General features: G+C 69.1%; 14 protein-coding genes, 1 pseudogene and 1 riboswitch. Of the genes and pseudogenes, 10 read left to right on the top strand and 5 right to left on the bottom strand.

What is annotated here, in order from left to right:
- The first annotated feature begins 126 nt into the window (after positions 1 to 126).
- Positions 127 to 606, top strand: a complete 480-nt coding sequence (locus tag RPIT_RS13150) for a DUF2975 domain-containing protein (RefSeq protein ID WP_077343866.1) — start codon at positions 127 to 129, stop codon at positions 604 to 606.
- Positions 606 to 812, top strand: a complete 207-nt coding sequence (locus RPIT_RS13145) for a helix-turn-helix domain-containing protein (protein WP_077343865.1) — start codon at positions 606 to 608, stop codon at positions 810 to 812. The genes RPIT_RS13150 and RPIT_RS13145 overlap by 1 nt, the downstream gene beginning before the upstream one ends.
- Here the strand turns inward: RPIT_RS13145 and RPIT_RS13140 are convergent, their stop codons facing one another.
- A complete protein-coding gene (locus tag RPIT_RS13140; RefSeq protein ID WP_077343864.1) occupies positions 813 to 1,838 on the bottom strand; it encodes an LLM class flavin-dependent oxidoreductase in 1,026 nt (341 codons plus the stop codon).
- Positions 1,839 to 1,875: 37 nt separating this feature from the next.
- Positions 1,876 to 3,447, bottom strand: a complete 1,572-nt coding sequence (locus tag RPIT_RS13135; protein ID WP_077343863.1) for an aspartate:alanine exchanger family transporter — start codon at positions 3,445 to 3,447, stop codon at positions 1,876 to 1,878.
- Between the two features lie 609 nt (positions 3,448 to 4,056).
- Positions 4,057 to 4,118: riboswitch (guanidine-III (ykkC-III) riboswitch) on the top strand.
- 18 nt (positions 4,119 to 4,136) lie between these two features.
- On the opposite strand from RPIT_RS13135, the gene RPIT_RS13130 reads away from it, so the two are divergent.
- Positions 4,137 to 4,451 carry a DMT family transporter gene (locus RPIT_RS13130; protein WP_077343862.1) on the top strand — a complete coding sequence of 105 codons (315 nt, stop codon included), beginning with the start codon at positions 4,137 to 4,139 and terminating at the stop codon, positions 4,449 to 4,451.
- Positions 4,448 to 4,822: a DMT family transporter gene (locus RPIT_RS13125; RefSeq protein ID WP_077343861.1), complete on the top strand. Its 375-nt coding sequence runs from the start codon at positions 4,448 to 4,450 to the stop codon at positions 4,820 to 4,822. The genes RPIT_RS13130 and RPIT_RS13125 overlap by 4 nt, the downstream gene beginning before the upstream one ends.
- Before the next feature lie 527 nt (positions 4,823 to 5,349).
- On the opposite strand, the gene RPIT_RS13120 is transcribed toward RPIT_RS13125, so the two are convergent.
- Entirely contained in the window at positions 5,350 to 7,281 is a 1,932-nt protein-coding gene (locus RPIT_RS13120; RefSeq protein ID WP_077343860.1) for a penicillin-binding transpeptidase domain-containing protein, read from the bottom strand.
- 215 nt (positions 7,282 to 7,496) lie between these two features.
- Between RPIT_RS13120 and RPIT_RS13115 the strand changes: the two genes are divergently transcribed.
- Positions 7,497 to 8,687 carry a TerC family protein gene (locus RPIT_RS13115; RefSeq protein WP_077343859.1) on the top strand — a complete coding sequence of 397 codons (1,191 nt, stop codon included), beginning with the start codon at positions 7,497 to 7,499 and terminating at the stop codon, positions 8,685 to 8,687.
- A gap of 9 nt (positions 8,688 to 8,696) precedes the next feature.
- Positions 8,697 to 10,040 carry an MFS transporter gene (locus RPIT_RS13110; protein WP_143028218.1) on the top strand — a complete coding sequence of 448 codons (1,344 nt, stop codon included), beginning with the start codon at positions 8,697 to 8,699 and terminating at the stop codon, positions 10,038 to 10,040.
- A gap of 109 nt (positions 10,041 to 10,149) precedes the next feature.
- Here the strand turns inward: RPIT_RS13110 and RPIT_RS13105 are convergent, their stop codons facing one another.
- The gene (locus RPIT_RS13105; RefSeq protein ID WP_077343857.1) at positions 10,150 to 11,337 is read right to left on the bottom strand and encodes a cytochrome P450; all 1,188 of its coding nucleotides are present in this window, start codon (positions 11,335 to 11,337) and stop codon (positions 10,150 to 10,152) included.
- 61 nt (positions 11,338 to 11,398) lie between these two features.
- The gene (locus tag RPIT_RS13100; protein ID WP_237267833.1) at positions 11,399 to 12,199 is read right to left on the bottom strand and encodes a MerR family transcriptional regulator; all 801 of its coding nucleotides are present in this window, start codon (positions 12,197 to 12,199) and stop codon (positions 11,399 to 11,401) included.
- A 159-nt stretch (positions 12,200 to 12,358) separates the two neighbouring features.
- On the opposite strand from RPIT_RS13100, the pseudogene idi reads away from it, so the two are divergent.
- From idi to RPIT_RS13085, 4 genes and pseudogenes are all read left to right on the top strand, one after another.
- A pseudogene (gene idi / locus RPIT_RS16045) lies at positions 12,359 to 12,889 on the top strand (isopentenyl-diphosphate Delta-isomerase); the annotation flags it as partial.
- A gap of 33 nt (positions 12,890 to 12,922) precedes the next feature.
- Positions 12,923 to 14,005 carry a polyprenyl synthetase family protein gene (locus RPIT_RS13095; protein WP_335755117.1) on the top strand — a complete coding sequence of 361 codons (1,083 nt, stop codon included), beginning with the start codon at positions 12,923 to 12,925 and terminating at the stop codon, positions 14,003 to 14,005.
- Entirely contained in the window at positions 14,002 to 15,471 is a 1,470-nt protein-coding gene (gene crtI / locus RPIT_RS13090) for a phytoene desaturase family protein (RefSeq protein ID WP_077343855.1), read from the top strand. Before RPIT_RS13095 ends, crtI begins: the two co-directional genes overlap by 4 nt.
- Entirely contained in the window at positions 15,468 to 16,364 is an 897-nt protein-coding gene (locus tag RPIT_RS13085) for a phytoene/squalene synthase family protein (RefSeq protein WP_077343854.1), read from the top strand. Before crtI ends, RPIT_RS13085 begins: the two co-directional genes overlap by 4 nt.
- The last annotated feature ends 303 nt before the right edge of the window (positions 16,365 to 16,667 follow it).

Below are 16,667 nucleotides of genomic sequence, written 5' to 3'. Positions count from 1 at the left end.
GGGGACGGCGGTAAACAACGAGGCCGTTACCCTCGCTGTTCCTCGCTCCCGACTCGGGGAGACGTTAAAGGCGTCTCACGAATGACGATATGCATTTAACGACTATCATGATGTAGACTAACCACCATGCGTAAGTGGTTGGTGTGGGCCGTGCGGGCCCTGATTGTCGTGATGACCCTGGGAGCCCTGGCAATCATGGGCGGCCTGCTGCCCATGTTCGGGCTGAGCGCGGTGGAGGAGTTCCCGGAAGTGTCCTACCTGTTCTGGCCCACCCTCGTCCTGACGGAGACCTTCATGGTGGCCGCCCTTGTGGTGCTGGGCAGCATGTGGGTGCTGGTGGGCATGGTGGGCCGCGACCAGGTCTTCACCGCCCGCGCGTGGCGGTACGTCGACGCGATCATCGTGGCGTTCCTCGTCGCGGCGGCGATCTCCGGGTTCACGCTCGTGTGGATCGTCGGGTTCGTCGACGTCGGCGGGCCGCCGATCGGCATGCTCGGGATGGTGGCGTCGGTGGGTTCGCTCGCCGGAGCAACCCTGATGGCGCTCATGCGCGGCCTGCTCGTCAAAGCCACGGAGATGCGCGATGAGCTGGCGGAGGTGGTCTGATGCCCATCGTCGTCAACCTCGACATCATGCTCGCCAAGCGCAAGATGTCGGTGACGGAGCTCTCCGAACGCGTCGGAGTGGCGTTACCCAACATCTCCATCCTCAAGAACGGTCGCGCCAAGGCCGTTCGGTTCACGACGCTGGAGGCCATCTGCGCGGCGCTCGACTGCCAGCCAGGCGACCTGCTGGAGTACGTGCCCGACTGATCAGGCGAGCATGTCGCGCACCAGCGGGACCACCTCGGTGCCATAGAGCCCGATGGTGTCGAGGATCGCCTCGTGGCTGAGCCGACCCGTCGACACCTTCAACTGGAAGCGCGTCGCACCGAGGGCGCGAAGCCCGTGCGCGATCTTCCGCGCCACCGTCTCCGGTGACCCAACGGCCATGGCGCCGTGGTCGGCTTCGTTGTTGAAGTGGGCGCGGTCGATGCGACCCCAGCCGCGTTCCGCGCCGATCCGTGAGGTCTGGGCGAGCCACGGCTGGTACAGGGTTTCCCGCGCCTCCTGGTCGGTGCGGCCGATGAACCCGTAGGAGTGGTAGCCGATCGGTTGCGGAGCCTTGCCCATCTCGTCGAGGGCTCGACGGTGCAGGTCCGCGAAGGGCGCGAACCGGTCGACCGGGCCACCGATGATCGCGAGCATGAGCGGGAGGCCGTAATGGGCTGCCCGCAGCACGGACTGTGGGCTTCCACCCACCGCTACCCAGGTCTTCAGGGGACCGTTGGCCAGCGTCGGGTAGAGCTCGACGTCGTCGAGGCTCTGGGTGAGCTGGCCCTCCCAGCTCTGGCGTCCGCCGTGGCGCAGCTGCGCGAACATGGCCATCTTCTCCTCGAAGAGGTCCTCGTAGTCGCCCAGGTTGTAACCGAAGAGCGGGAACGACTCGGTGAAGGACCCGCGGCCGACGACCACCTCGGCCCGGCCGGCGGAGATCGCGTCGAGGGTGGAGAAGCGCTCGAACACGCGCACGGGGTCGTCGGAGGAGAGAACGGTCACGGCAGACGCCAGCTTGATCCGCCCGGTCCGGGCGGCGATGGCAGCCAGCAGCATGTCGGGGGCGGAGACGGCAAAGTCGTCGCGGTGGTGCTCGCCGATGCCGATGGCGTCCAGCCCGACCTCGTCGGCCAGCACGCCCTCGTCGACGACGTTGCGCACCACCTGGTCGTGGGGGAGGAGGTTGCCGTCGGGCCCCTCCGTCACGTCGCCGAAGGTGTCAATGCCGAATTCAAAGCTCATGGCGAACAGTTTAGCATTCAACTAAACGGGGGGCGGATCACCAGAGGAGGGCCAGCAGATAGGCCATGACGATCTTGATCACCGTGCTGACGGCGAAGAGCGACGTGTAGGAGGCCTCGATCCGCTCGTCGTCGCTCTTGGACTGGGCGAAGGCGAGGATCGCCGGCTGACCGATGACGCCGCTCATGATCCCGACCGTCCGCTGCGCGGAGAGCTGCAGTGCGCGCCCGGCGAACCACGTGAACGCGCACGCAGCCAGCGTCACGGCGCCGCCGAGAAGGCCCGCCTTGAGGCCGGTCCCGGTCAGCGCGGTGGAGGCGAAGGCCGGACCGGAGGCGAGTCCGACGCAAGCGAGGAACAGGAACAGACCGAGCTGGCGGAGCGTGAGGTTCGCGGAGTTGGGGAGGGTCCAGACGAGCGGTCCGGTCCGCACGAGCCTGCCCAGCGCCAGCCCGACGATGAGCGGCCCGGCCGCCGCACCCAGCTGCAGCGTGTTGCCGCCGAGCGGGATCGGGACGATGCCCAGCAGCAGCCCGAGGGCCAGGCCGATCGCGAGCGTCAACGCGTCGATCTCGGACACCCGGCGCTGCGAGTCGCCGAAGATCGAGAACCCGGCATCCAGGCGTCCCTTGGGGAACACGGCCAGCACGCGGTCGCCCAGCTCGAGGACGAGATCGTCGCGGGCGAGAAGCTCGGTGTCGCCGCGGTAGACACGGGTGGCGCGGCCGCCGTGACGGCGGGGGAGGTCGAGGTCGGCGACGGTGCGCCCAGCCACGTCGTGGTTGGAGACGGTGAAGCGTCGGTGGTCGACGTCGGTGCGGTCATCGGTGAGGGCTTCGGCCAACTCGACGCCGAGATGCTCAGCCGCGGTGGCGCTGGCGTCCTTGTCGCCGATGACGAGGACATGGTCGCCGGGCCTCAGCGTCTCGTCGTCGCCGATGACGCGACCCCTGCCGTCGCGGACGAGGTAGCTCATCGTGATGGTCTGCTCGCGCCACCCCGGCACCGACGTCAGGGGAGACTCGACCTTGACGTCGACGCTGCGGGCGACCAGCGCCCCGGCGGAGCGTGGGGCGGTGTCGCGGCGGCCCGGCCACGTTCGGTTGACGAGGGCGGAGATGATGATGATGCTGAGCGTGACTCCCACGGGGTAACCGAGCGAGTAGCCGACGGCGGGCTCGCCCGACCCGCCCGAGGCGTCCGTCGCTGCGGCGAGGGCCGGGGTGGCGGTGAGCGACCCGGAGAACGTGCCGGCTGTCATGGGGGCGCTGAGGCCGAGGAGCATCCCGCCTCCGACGGCGACGCCAGCCGTGGCCGCGAGGATCGCGAGTCCGGCGAGCAACGTCGGTAGCTGCCGTCGAAAGGTCGCCACGAGTTGGTAACCGCCGGCGAGCCCGACGGTGTAGACGAACAGGGCCAAACCGATCGTCTGGAGGAGCGAGAGGTTCTCGCCAAGCCGTGGATCGAGGGCCCCGACGGCGAGTCCTACGAAGAGGCCGCCGGCCGGCCCGAAGCGGATCGGGCCGAACGGGATGGATCCGACCAGCGTGCCCAGCCCGACGACCAGGAAGACCGTCAGGAGTGGGTTGTCGGCGAGCAGGTCCAGCACGCCGCCAGCCTAGACCCGCCGCCCACCCGTCGCCCGCACCGGCATGAAGGCTGGGTGGCTGCCGCGGGGGTTGTGCGGTGACCCCCACGTCTCCTTGAGTGGCTGCCGCGGGGGTTGTGCGGCGCCCCCCACGTCTCCTTGAGTGGCTGCCGCGGGGGTTGTGCGGCGCCCCCCACGTCTCCTTGAGTGGCTGCCGCGGGGGTTGTGCGGCGCCCCCCCACGTCTCCCTGGGTAGCTGCCGCGGGGATTGTAGGGGCCCCCCACGTCTCCCTGAGTAGCTACCGCGAGGAACGAGCGGTCGCGTATCGAAGGGCCCGTAACGTCATCGCTGACCCTGGTCAGTCAGGCCGAAACGCCAACGCGCAGAGGAGAACGCCAACAGCAACCCGGACTCGCCCCCGAAACCCAGCTTCGCCCCCGATATCTCGCCAGCGTCGACGGTTATCGTCGGCGAGTTCCGATCTGCGTTGGCGTTGGGGTGTCTGTATTGGCGTTTCGGTCTCCCCGTTGGCGTTTCCAACGCTCCGTTGGCGTTCTCTTCGCTCCGTTAGCGTCGCCGTCGGTCTGCGATCGTCGCAGATTCCTTCCCGACGGCGCGGCTTGCTAGCCTGGATGCTGGCGACCCGCCCCGGACGACGGATCAGTACCCGGTGAAGACAAGACTGGCCAGCGCTGAACAAGGAGTCTTCATGGATTGGGTCATTCTGATCGCGTCGGGGGTGCTGGAAGCGGTGTGGGCCACAGCGCTGGGCCGCTCGAACGGGCTCCGACGCCCGCTCCCGACGGCGGTGTTCGTCGTCGCGTCGATCCTCAGCCTCGGCGGCCTCGGGATCGCGCTGCAGACACTGCCGACCGGTACCGCCTACGCCGTCTGGACAGCCACCGGTGCGTCGCTGACGGTGGTGTGGGCCATGCTCACCCGCGTGGAGCCTGCCAGCGTGAAGAAGGTACTGCTGCTCACCGGAATCATCGCGTGCGTCATCGGGCTGAAGGTGATCGCATGACCAGCCGGTTCGCCTGGCCGCTGCTCCTGGTCAGCGCTGTGCTCGAGGCCGTCTGGGCCAACGCTCTCTCGGCGTCCGACGGCTTCGCCAACGTCGTCCCGACGGTCGTCTTCCTCGTCGCAACGGTGCTGTCCGTGGTGGGTCTCGGACTCGCCATGAAGCACATCCCCACCGGCACCGCGTACGCGGTCTGGACCAGCGTCGGGACCGTGCTGACGGTCGCCTACTCCGTGGCCATCGGGGCGGAAGAGATCAGCTGGCTGAAGGCGCTGTTCCTGGCCGGGATCGTCGCCTGTGTCGTCGGGCTCAAGCGGCTCGACGCCAGTACGCCGGCAGGTGCAGACGTCACGGGACGACGACGACAGGGGTGAGCGGTCACCTCGCGAGCCCCTCGATACGCGTCCGCTCGTTCCTCGCGGGCGCTACTCGGGGAGACGTGGGGTTGCGGCTCGTTCCTCGCGGGCGCTACTCGGGGAGACGTGGGGTCGCGGCTCGTTCCTCGCGGGCGCTACTCGGGGAGACGTGGGGTCGCGGCTGGTTCCTCGCGGGCGCTACTCGGGGAGACGTGGGGTCGCGGCTCGTTCCTCGCGGGCGCTACTCGGGGAGACGTGGGGGTCGCCGCTCGTTCCTCGCGGGCGCTACTCGGGGAGACGTGGGGTCGCCGCTCGTTCCTCGCGGGCGCTACTCGGGGAGACGTGGGGTCGCGGCTGGTTCCTCGCGGGCGCTACTCGGGGAGACGTGGGGTCGCGGCTGGTTCCTCGCGGGCGTTACTCGGGGAGACGTGGGGTCGCGGCTGGTTCATCGCGGGCGCTACTCGGGGAGACGTGGGGGTCGCCGCTCGTTCCTGGCGGGCGCTACTCGGGGAGACGTGGGGGTCGCCGCTCGTTCCTGGCGGTCGCTACCCCGCAGGCGTGAACAGCTGGGTGATCAACGGCGCGGCGGTCGTGCCGCCGGAGTCACCGACCTCGACGAACGACGCCACGGCGTAGTTGTCGTTGTAGGCGATCATCCACGCGCTCGTCTGGAGCGCGTTGGACGGTCCCCACTGGGCGGTGCCCGTCTTGGCCCCCGTCATCAGTCCTTTGAGCGACGACGCGGTGCCCGAGTCGACCGTCGCCTTCATGAGCGTCTGCAGTTGCGCGGCCTCGTTGGGCGTCAGTGGGGCCGCCGTCGAGGTGGCCTGTACCCCCTCGACCAGCCATGGGATGACCGTCTTGCCCGAGGCGATGGAGGCGGCGACCGCAGCCATCCCCAGCGGCGACATCGTCACCTGACCCTGGCCGATCATCGACGCCGCCCGGTCGATGTTGTTGCCCGGCTCGACGGTGCCGAAGTTCGATGTGAACCCGGCGTCGTAGTCGATGCCCACTCCGAGCGACCCGGCAGCGGCCTGGAGCTGCTCCCCCGTCACACTGCTGGCCGCGCCCGCAAACGCCGTGTTGCACGACTGCGCGAACGCCGTCGTCAGCGGGATCGAACCCAGAGCGCTCGACGGGTAGCCGGGATAGTTGCCGAAGGTGTAGCTGCTGACCTGCAGGCTCGACGGGCACTGGACCGTCGACACGGGAGTGAGGCCGGAGCGAAGCATCGCCAGCGCAGAGACCGTCTTGAAGGTGGAGCCCGGCGCGTACTTGCCGAACGTGACGTAGGGGTAGGTGCCGGCCGACGGCGACTGCGCGGCCACCAGCAGCCCGCCCGTCTTCACGTCGATCACCACGAGCGCCGCCATGCCCTCCTGAGTGCTGAGCACCTCCTCGGCCCGCGTCTGGAGGTCGCGATCCAGCGAAGTGTTCAGCCCGGTGCTGACGCTCTCGTCCTGCTGGAACACGGGTGTTGGCTCGATGGTCGGCTGGGGGCTGGCGGAAGCGTCGCCTCCGGCGTCGGCTCTCGCCACGATGTCGATCCGCACCAGCGGGACGCCGCGCAACTGGTCGTCGTACCGGGCCTGGAGGCCGCTCAGACCCACCCGGTCGAGGACGGTGAGCGCGCCGCCGGACTGCTCGATCATCTCGGCCGTCGGCTCGCCGACCGTACCGATGAGGTGCGGTGCGAAGCCCGACGCCGGACCGACGACGCCGGTCACCTCGCGCACCAGCAGACCCGGCACGTTGGTGACCTCCGGCGGGATCTCCTCCTGGCGGAGCGTCGCTGCCACCACGTACGCCCGCGGCCCACCGCCGGTCACCCTTGCCGTGAAGGCAGGTGCGTCCACGCCGAGCGCCGTGGCGAGGTCGGTCGCAGCCTGCGCCCACTCGGCCTGCTGCACCTGCGTCTTGTCGATGCCCACCTGGTACAGCGACCGCTCCTCGACGATGGCGATGCCTTCGTTGTCGTTGATCGGTGCCCGCCTGGCCTCGGACAGGGTGTGCCGGAGCCTGGTCTGCGACGTGAGGTCGGGATGGATGATCGTCGGCTGCCAATCGACGCGCCACTGACCGCTGGACAGACGGAAGCGGGCGGGCGCCTCGAAGGTCCAGCCCTGTTCGCCGAGGTTGTAGGTGTGGGTCAGCTGCGCCTCGGCGATCCAGCCGTCGGTGTCGGCATACGCGATGCGGCCCAGCTCCACGGCGGGGTAGATCTCGTCCATGCCCGCGAAGATCGTCTCGAACTCCTGCTGTGCGGCGGTGGCGGAGCGGACCATCGGGAGCCCTGAGACGTCGCGCGAGTTGAGCGCGGTCACCAGGGCCGCCGCTGCATCCTCAGCCGACGGCACTTCCGCCGGCCGCTCGGTCGCGGTGGTGGGCGACGGCGTCGGGTCGTTGGCGCTGGGGGCGCAGCCGAAGCCGAGGGTCGCCAGCGCCAGCAGCGCTGCGAGTAGCCGTCGTCGCATGTGACCTCCCTGTCGAACCCTGCCCAGAGTACCGGCGGCCGCGGACAATCCCAGGAGGCCCTACCCGGCCGTTCGCGCGCAGGCGCTTGTCGGAAGAATGTCGATCATTTCGGGTGTTCGACGACGGCGGGTATCCTGAGGCGAGTCATCGACGTTGGCCCTGAAGGGTACCGGTGGCAAAGTCAGCCCCCGTTTTACTGGCCAGGAGTTTGCCAATGACCAACGTCCCCCTGTGGATATGGGGGATCACCATCGTCGTGATCCTCGGACTGCTCGCCTTCGACTTCATCTTCCACGTGCGCAAGGCCCACGTCCCGACGCTGAGGGAGGCCGCCATCTGGTCGGCCATCTACGTCGGTTTGGCGATCGTCTTCGGCATCCTGGTGTGGGCGTTCGGCGGCGCGCAGATGGGCGCGGAGTATTTCGGCGGTTACATCACCGAGAAGGCGCTGAGCGTGGACAACCTCTTCGTCTTCCTCATCATCATCTCGAGCTTCGCCGTGCCGCGCGAGGACCAGCAGAAGGTCCTGCTGTTCGGCATCGTCTTCGCGCTCATCGCCCGGACGGCCTTCATCTTCGCCGGCAAGGCGATCATCGACAACTTCTCCTGGGCGTTCTATCTGTTCGGCCTCATCCTCATCGTGACCGCAGGCAAGCTGCTGGCGCCGGAGAAGGAAGGCGACGACGAAGCGAACAACTTCATCATCCGGCTTGCGAAGAAGTACCTGCACACCACCGACCACTACGACGGCGACAAGCTCTTCACCTACGAGAACGGCAAGCGCGTGCTCACGCCGATGCTGCTCGTCATGGTGGCGATCGGCGGCACCGACATCCTCTTCGCGCTGGACTCGATCCCCGCGATCTACGGCCTGACCACCAACGTCTACATCGTCTTCACCGCCACCGCGTTCTCCCTGATGGGGCTCCGCCAGCTGTACTTCCTCATCGACGGACTGCTGGACCGGCTCGTCTACCTCAACTACGGGCTGGCGTTCATCCTCGGCTTCATCGGCGTCAAGCTGGTGCTGCACGCCCTGCACGAGAACCAGCTCCCGTTCATCAACGGCGGCGAGCCGGTGCCCGTGTTCGAGATCGAGATCTCCCACTCGCTCATCGTCATCCTCGTATCGCTCCTCGTCACGGTCGTCGCGTCGCTGGCTAGCCCCATGGGCAAGGTGAAGACGGCCGTCCGTAACGTCGAGCGGCACGCGATCAGCTACCTGCACACCGAGTACCACGGGACGGAGAGCGATCACGAGTCGACCTACCAGGACATGCTGAAGGCCGCCGAGCGGCTCAAGGGTCTCGACCCCGAGCGGGTCGAACAGATGATGGACGAGACCGGCACGTACGAGGTGGTGCAGAAGGCGCACGCGTTGCGCGCCAGCCTGCGCCACGGGTAACGCGACGGCATGGGAGTTCTCGGGGCGCTCGCGCGTCTGTGGAGGCACGCGGCGTTTCGTCGACTCATGACGCTGCGCCTGCTCAGCCAGGCCGCTGACGGCACTCTGCAGGTGGGCATGGCGTCGTACATCCTGTTCTCCCCGCAGAGCCAGCCGAACGCGTGGGCGATCGCCGGCGTGCTTGCGCTGACGTTGATGCCCTTCACGGTCATCGGGCCGTTCGTGTCCCCGCTGCTCGACCGCTGGTCGCGCCGCGACGTCGCCCTCTACAGCGACCTCGCCAGGACAGTGCTGAGCCTCATCATCGGAGCGGTCATCTTCAGCGGCGCGACGACGGGTGCCTGGGCGGTGGTCCTCTTCGGGGCGCTGCTGGTCGCCATGAGCATCAACCGCTTCATGCTCGCCGGCCTGTCCGCCGGGCTGCAGCACACGGTGGAGGAGGACGAGTTCCTCACTGCCAGCTCCATCGTTCCGACGGTGGGTCCGCTGGGCGTCGTGTTCGGGGCGGCACTGGCGTTCGCCGCCCGGTTCGGGCTAGGCGGGTTCATGCCCAGCCACCAGGCCGACGCCGTCGTCTTCGGGATAGCTGCCCTCGGGTTCCTGGGCTCGGTCCTCGTGTGCAAGGGGTTCTCGCGGCGGGCGCTCGGACCGACGGTGCCGGCGGAACGCACCTCGTGGGTGACGGTGGCCGTCGGACTGGTCGAGGCCGCCCGTCACGTGCGGCAGCAGACCCCCGCCGCCCTTGCGCTGATCCTGATGGGCGCCACGCGCCTGCTCTTCGGCCTGCTAAGCGTCGCGGTCATCCTTGCCGCGCGCAACCTCTGGCACTCGGTCGATCAGCCGGATGCCGCGCTGGCCGATCTCGCCATCTGGGGCGGACTGACGGGCGTCGGTTTCGTCCTCTCGGCCCCGTTCGTTCCGCTGCTCGTGCGCGCCATGGGGCTTCGTCGCACCGCTCTGCTGCTGCTCATCGGCGCGGCCGTGGTGTCGGCGCTGACCGCCCTCAGCACGGACAAGTGGGTCCTCTTCGTCGCGAGCTTCTTCCTCGGCCTTGCCGTCCAGTCCTTCAAGATCTGCGTCGACACGATCGTGCAGTCGCACGTCGATGAGCGGTACAAGGGCCGCGCGTTCACGTTCTACGACATGATCTTCAACAGCGCCTTCGTGCTGGCCGGCGTCGTCGCCGCCCTGACCCTGCCGCCCACCGGTCTGTCCGCTCCGGCCTTCCTCCTCATCGCGCTGGGCTACGCCCTGTGTGCCGTGGTCCTCTGGGTGGTCGCCGCCCGCCTCGGCAACACCACCCTCGAGCGCGGCACCGAGGACCTCACCCAGGGTTCGCTACGTTCGTCCTGAAGAAATGACCTGCCATGGCCTATACAGCCGCGGCGGCACGTTTTCTCAGGGTGAATGAGTATGAGGAATCACGGGCCCCTCGATACGCGGCCGCTACGCAGGGCGACGGTCAGCCGTTGAGGGCAAGTGCCAGGCGGAAGCCGCGCAGCGTGTAGCCGGCGATGAGGTCGTCCCAGCCCAGCTCCGGCTCGCTCACGATCCTGGGGTTCAGCGCCAGCAGGCGGGTGAGCAGCGCGTCGGCTTCCAGAAGGGCCAGCGGCTGACCGGGGCACCGGTGGGCTCCGTCGCCGAACGTGAGCGCGGCGGCATCCACCCCGCGCGGAAGGTTGCGGGCAGGGCAGAGCGACAGAGCGTCGGAGCCCACAGCCTCCGGGTCGACGTTGGCGTCACGGACGCACACGTCCACGAGGTCGCCCGGCTCGAGGTTCATGGAGTCCGAGCCGTCCTCGATCGAGAAGGACTCCTGCACCCGCCGGTAGAGGTGCCCGACGACCGGTTCCAGGCGGATGATCTCGTTCAGCACCGCGATGCGGTCGCGCTCCTCGCCCGCCTCGTAGCGGGACCGCAGGTCCTCGTCGGTCAGCAAGTGCCAGGCGGCCATGCAGATGAACTCACGCGTGGTCACCATGCCGGCGGTGCCGTAGGTCACGCACTCGATGAGGATGTCGGCGTTGGTGTAGCCCTCGGCGATGAGGTGGCTGATGACGTCGCCGCGCGGCTCCTTGCGCCGGGCCCGGACCGCCGGGCGGACGTCGCGGACGTAGAACCTCGCCACCGGCACGAGGCCGTTGACGGCGGCAGCCGCCCACTGCTTGCCGGTCCGCCCGAGATCCGGCTTGGTGATATCGAAGGGTGGCTGGTTGAAGAACGTCGTCAGCCGACCGGCCATCTTCTCGACCGGCGACTCCGTCAGCCCCACGACCTTGGCGGTCACCTCGACCGAGTACAGCAGGGCCAGGTCGTCGAGCAGCAGTTCCCCCTCGACGCCGGCCAGCAGCCGGTCGGCCGAGTCCGCCATGAGTCCGGGGTAGCGCTCGGCGACCACCTTCGGCGCGAAGAAGCGGCCGACCTTCGTCCGCTGCTCGTCGTGCAGTGGGCCGTCGGAGATCAGGATCGGGTGGTGCTTGAGGAAACCCTTCGGGATCTTCTCCGCCGTGAAACCGGCCTGCGTCGTGCGGTGACGCTCGCGCAGCAACTGGCGGCCCGCCGCCAGAGAGCGGATGCGCACGACCGACCCCGTCCGCTCCAGCCGTGGTCCCTGAGGATCGTCTCGTCTGATGGCCTTGCGTTGCTGCACGGAAGCTCCTGATCTGTTGGGGCCAGTGTACGAAGCCGGGCGTACGCGTGCGCCCCGTGAGTCAGGCGCGGCCCGTGGTGAGACTCAGGTGCAGGACGGCCGCCGCCTCGGACACGGGGTCGGGCAGCTGATGGACCCCCTCGACGAGGTCACGGTGCGAGCCGCCGGCCCACACCGACACCGGCGGAGTGAGTGCCCCGAGCTGGTCCGCGACCTCCTGCGCCTTCGGACCTGCCCGACGGGCGCTCACCCCGATGACGGCGGCGCGGGCGTGGCTCTCGACCGCCGCGCTGACCCAGTCGGTCGCGGGCACGTCGGCCCCGAGGTAGATCACATTGACACCCCGGCGCCGGAGGCAGGCGGCGAACGCGTAGAGGGCGAGCTCGTGCCGCTCGCGCGGCGGCAGCCCCACCAGCACCGCCGCGCCGCTGGCGGGTGGGGCGGCGTCGAAGACGGCACCGATAGCGCGCATCAGGCCCGCGCTGGCGAAGTGCTCCTGGGCCACCGTCAGCCTGCCGTCGGCCCACGCGTCGCCGAGCGCGGTGATCTGGGGCTGGAGCCAGCCGGTGGCAACCTCGTCGAAGTCCGCCCGCGCGAAGGCGCGGCCGATGACGTTATCGAGGGTGAGTGGGTCGAGGGTCGCGGCCGCGGCGACGAGGTCGTCGCCGGTATGCCCGCCCGCTTCCGGCCGAGGCCAGGACGCGGCCGCGTCGAGGATCGCCTGCGCGGCTCGCGAGGCCGGCACGCCGCCGTTGACCTGCGCAGCCATTTCGCGGAGACGGTCGAGCTGGCCGTCGTCGTAGAGGCGGAAACCGGAGGCCGATCGATGCGGGAAGACGATGCGGTAGCGGCGCTCCCACATGCGAAGAGTCGCCTCGGGTATGCCGGTGAGCTGGGACGCCTGTTTGACGGTGTAGATGTCGTCAGCCTCCCTCCGGCCACGCTGGCCATCTTCGACAAACCTTAGACAAACTCTTGCAGCATGGCAATAGCCCGGATAGGCTCTGGCCATCAGCCAAGCATGGGACACTCCAACATGACCACCACCGTGACCGCCGACGAAGTGATTCTCCTCAGTGACGACGGACAGCCCATCGGGCGCGCCGATCGCACCCAGGTGCACACCGCCGACACTCCGCTCCACCTCGCGTTCTCGACGTACCTGTTCAACGAACGAGGCGAGGTGCTGCTCACCCGGCGGGCGCTGAGCAAGAAGACCTGGGGCGGGGTGTGGACCAATTCCTGCTGCGGTCACCCCAAGCCGGAGGAGAGCTTCGACGACGCCGCCCACCGGCGGGTCGAGGAGGAGCTCGGGCTCACGATCGGGCCTCTCACGCCGCTGGTGCCCAACTTCCGCTACCGCGCCGTCGACGCCTCGGGCATCGTCGAGAACGAGATCTGTCCGGTGTTCGGTGCCGTCGTCGAAGGCGACCCGACCCCGCGGCCGGACCCCGACGAGGTGGCCGAGTGGGCGTGGGTGCCCTGGGAGAGCTTCGTCGCCGCGATCAGCGCCACCCCCGCCGTCTACAGCCCGTGGGCCGTGCGCCAGGTGCCGCTCATCGGCCGCGCCCACCCGTCGGCCTCGATGGGGGTCTCCGCCTCTGTCGACGTCGAGCGGGCGCTGACCGACGTCGAGGCGCTGCTCAAGAACGAGATGGCCGGCCTCGCCGACGAGTGGACCCGGTATGCCGGCAACGTCGGGCTGGACGTGCTCGCGGCCGACCTCCCGAAGTGGGCCGCCGACCTGCTCATCGGTCGGGGCAAGCGCTTCCGGGTGACCATGGCGTACTGGGCGTTCATCGCTGCCGGCGGACGCACCGGCAGCCCGGGCTACCGCAACCTTGTGCGCGCCGCCGCCGCCCTTGAGCTCCTGCACCTCTTCGCGCTCATCCACGACGACGTCATGGACGAGTCGTCGTCGCGGCGCGGGCGCCCCGCGGCACATGTCGAGGCGGCCGCCCGGCACCGTGCCACCGGCGCGTACGGCAACGGAGAGCTGTTCGGCCGCAACGTCGCGATCCTGCTCGGAGACCTCGCCCACGTGCTGGCGGACCGGCTGATCGACGGCCTCCCCGAGGAGATGCGCGAAGTCTGGTATGCGCTGTCGGTGGAACTCATCGCCGGACAGCGCGCGGACCTCACCGGGGCCGCCGCCGGGCGCCGCGACCTCGCCCACGCCAAGCACGTCGCGCAGGTGAAGTCGGGCCGCTACACGGTGGCCAGGCCCATGCAGCTCGGCGCGGCGGCCGCGATGGCACCCGCCGGGGTCGTCGACACACTGATGGCGTTCGGGGACCACATCGGACGCGCGTTCGCCCTGCGCGACGACGTGCTGGGTGTCTGGGGGGACCCAGCAGTCACCGGGAAACCGGCCGGGGACGACCTCTACGAGGCCAAGGCGACCGTGCTGCTCTCGCTCGCGGGGCAGCGCCTCCAGGGCGACGCCGCGGCGCTGCTCCAGCGGGTCGGCACGCCGGGTTTCTCCCGGGCCGACGTCGCCAGCCTGGCGGCGGCCATGCGCCGGGCCGGCGTCCACGAGGACGTCGAACGGATGATCACCGAGGCGGTCGACGCGGCGCTCGTGGAACTGCACACCCGACCGCTGGTCGGCGAGGGTGTTGAGGGGCTGCGAACCGCGGCCCGCGCTGTCGCTTGGAGGGACGCATGAGCAAGCACGTCGTCGTGGTCGGGGCGGGCCTGTCCGGCCTGGCGGCCGCCATGCATCTGGCGGGGGCCGGTCACCGGGTGACGGTCATCGAGCGCGAGGCCATCCCCGGTGGGCGCAGCGGAGTCCTGGAACGCGACGGGTTCCGGTTCGATACCGGCCCGGTCGTCTTCACCATGGTCTCGCTGCTCGAGGAGGCCTTCGAAGCCGTCGGGGCCACCTGGCGCGACTACGTCGACATGAAACTCCTGGACCCCGCCTACCACACGTTCTTCGCCGATGGCTCCAGGCTGCTGGTGCGCCCCGGTCACAGGAAGATGCGCAAGGAGATCGCCGCGATGTGCGGCGAGCGCGACGCCGTGGCGTTCGACAAGTTCGTGGCCTGGCTGACGAAACTCAACGACGTCGAGCTGCCCCACTTCATCGACGCCAACTTCAATTCCCCCCTCAGCCTGTTCCGGTCGCCGGTGGCTGCGCTCAAGCTCGTGGCGCTCGGCGGCTTCGGCCGCCTCGGGCGCGCGGTGGGGAGGCGTTTCGAGGATGAGCGGCTGCACCGGGTGTTCAGCTTCCAGGCCATGTACGCGGGCCTCGCCCCCGCGAAGGCCCTGGCGCTCTACGCGGTCATCACCTACATGGACTCGATCGAGGGCGTCTGGTTCCCCGACGGCGGGATGGGCGCGGTGCCGAAGGCCATGGCGTGGGCGGCCGCCGAGGCCGGCGTCGACTTCCGCTGGTCGACCTCGGTGGAGCGGGTCGTTCGCGGTGCCGACGGCGCGGCCACGGGCGTGCGGCTCACCGATGGCGAGATCGTCACCGCCGACGCGGTGGTCGTGACGGCCGACCTGCCGGTGGCCTACGAGAAGATGCTGCCCGAACTCACCCCGCCGCGGGTGGCGCGCAAGGGCCAGTACTCGCCCAGCGCCGTCGTCTGGCACCTCGGGGTGCGCGGCGAGATCCCCGAGGACAAGGGCCACCACAACATCCACTTCGGAGAGGCGTGGGACGACGCGTTCAAGGACCTCCTCGACCGTGGAGTCCCGATGGCCGACCCCTCGCGGTACGTGGCCATCCCGTCGATCACCGATCCGACGGCGGCGCCGGAGGGCTGCCACACGCTGTACGTGCTGGAGCCGGTCCCGAACCTGCAGGTGGGCAAGATCGACTGGGCCATCGAGGGGCCCCGCCTGCGGGAGCGCATGCTGGCCTTCCTCGAGGCCAACGGCTACCCGACTGACATCGTCACGGAGGAACTGGTCACCCCCGAGGACTGGCTTGCCCAGGGCATGGCCGCGGGCACCCCGTTCGCGCTGTCCCACAAGTTCTCGCAGACCGGCCCGTTCCGTCCAAAGAACATCGACAAGCGGGTGCCGGGGCTCGTCTTCGCCGGTTCCGGCACGACGCCCGGCGTCGGCATCCCGATGGTGCTGATCTCGGGGAAGCTCGCCGCGGAGAGGGTGGCTGAACTGTGACGGCGCTCGACGCCGGCTACCAGCGCGCGGCCGAGCTGACGAAGCTTCACGGCACCACGTACTACTGGGGGGCCAGGCTGTTGCCCGAGAGTCAGAGGCGCGATGTCTTCGCCGTCTACGCTCTCTGCAGGCTGGCCGACGACATCGTCGACGAGCCCGAGACGGTCGCCCCGGCGGATACCGCCGTGCCGCCCAACGGAACGCCGGAGGAGCGGCTGGCGGCGTTCCGCGCCACGTTCTTCGATGCTCTGGCGAACCCGACGGGTGACCATCCGCCGGTGATGGCGGCGATCGTCGACTCGATCAGCCGTCGTGGCACCGACCCGGAGTGCTTCGACCGCTTCTTCGACGCGATGGCTGCCGATCTGACGAAGACCAGCTGGGCCACCTGGGAGGAACTGCGCGACGGCTATATGGAGGGCTCGGCCGCAGTCATCGGCGAGATGATGCTGCCGGTCCTCGAACCGTTCACCGACAAGGCCATGGGGCCGGCCCGTGCGTTGGGCAACGCCTTCCAGCTGACGAACTTTTTGCGCGACGTCGAGGAGGACCTCGACCGGGGGCGGGTCTACCTGCCACAGGAGGATCTCGCCCGGCACGGCGCCGACCCGTCGCTCCGACGGGTGACGCCTGAGTGGCGCTCGATGATGGCGGAGCAGGTCGCGCGGAACCGCGAGCTCTACGCGGAGGGCGAGCGCGGTCTGGCGATGCTTCCCAGACGCTCACGCCTCTGTGTCGGCACGGCGCTTGTGCTCTACAGCCGGATCCTCGACCGTATTGAGGCTGCTGACTACGACGTCTTCTCCGGCCGCATCCGGGTGCCGGACCGGGAGAAGGTCGCGCTCACCGCCCGGGCCCTCACCCTCGGCGTCCCCAAGCTCAGCTTCACCTGAGCAGTTGTCTGTGATCCCTGAGCTTGTCGGTTCTTGATCCCCTAGCTTGTCGGTTCTTGATCCCTGAGCTTGTCGAAGGGTTACGGCCGTGAGTGTGGTCGCCGCCCTTGTGGTTGGGGGCGGCGGTAGGCCGCGAGGTCGTGACCCTTCGACGGACGCTCGCTCGTTCCTCGCGAGCTGCTCAGGGATCAATCCAGGTCCCTGAGCTTGTCGAAGGGTTACGGCCTGGACCGTGGTCGCCGCCCTCGTGGTCGGGGGCGGTGGTAAACAATGAGGTCGTGACCCTTCGACGGACGCTCGCTC

The sequence above is a fragment of the Tessaracoccus flavus genome (assembly GCF_001997295.1).
In the GTDB taxonomy this organism is placed as follows: domain Bacteria; phylum Actinomycetota; class Actinomycetes; order Propionibacteriales; family Propionibacteriaceae; genus Arachnia; species Arachnia flava.
Note: the sequence above shows the minus strand (reverse complement) of the source record. Positions and strands in the feature narration are given on the sequence as shown.

Bases quoted from the DNA above. Each gene is read 5' to 3' on its own strand.
- RPIT_RS13150 (WP_077343866.1), top strand. From the start codon at position 127: ATGCGTAAGTGGTTGGTGTGGGCCGTGCGGGCCCTGATTGTCGTGATG.
- RPIT_RS13145 (WP_077343865.1), top strand. From the start codon at position 606: ATGCCCATCGTCGTCAACCTCGACATCATGCTCGCCAAGCGCAAGATG.
- RPIT_RS13140 (WP_077343864.1), bottom strand. From the start codon at position 1,838: ATGAGCTTTGAATTCGGCATTGACACCTTCGGCGACGTGACGGAGGGG.
- RPIT_RS13130 (WP_077343862.1), top strand. From the start codon at position 4,137: ATGGATTGGGTCATTCTGATCGCGTCGGGGGTGCTGGAAGCGGTGTGG.
- RPIT_RS13125 (WP_077343861.1), top strand. From the start codon at position 4,448: ATGACCAGCCGGTTCGCCTGGCCGCTGCTCCTGGTCAGCGCTGTGCTC.
- RPIT_RS13120 (WP_077343860.1), bottom strand. From the start codon at position 7,281: ATGCGACGACGGCTACTCGCAGCGCTGCTGGCGCTGGCGACCCTCGGC.
- RPIT_RS13115 (WP_077343859.1), top strand. From the start codon at position 7,497: ATGACCAACGTCCCCCTGTGGATATGGGGGATCACCATCGTCGTGATC.
- RPIT_RS13110 (WP_143028218.1), top strand. From the start codon at position 8,697: ATGGGAGTTCTCGGGGCGCTCGCGCGTCTGTGGAGGCACGCGGCGTTT.
- RPIT_RS13100 (WP_237267833.1), bottom strand. From the start codon at position 12,199: ATGTGGGAGCGCCGCTACCGCATCGTCTTCCCGCATCGATCGGCCTCC.
- RPIT_RS13095 (WP_335755117.1), top strand. From the start codon at position 12,923: ATGGGGGTCTCCGCCTCTGTCGACGTCGAGCGGGCGCTGACCGACGTC.
- crtI (WP_077343855.1), top strand. From the start codon at position 14,002: ATGAGCAAGCACGTCGTCGTGGTCGGGGCGGGCCTGTCCGGCCTGGCG.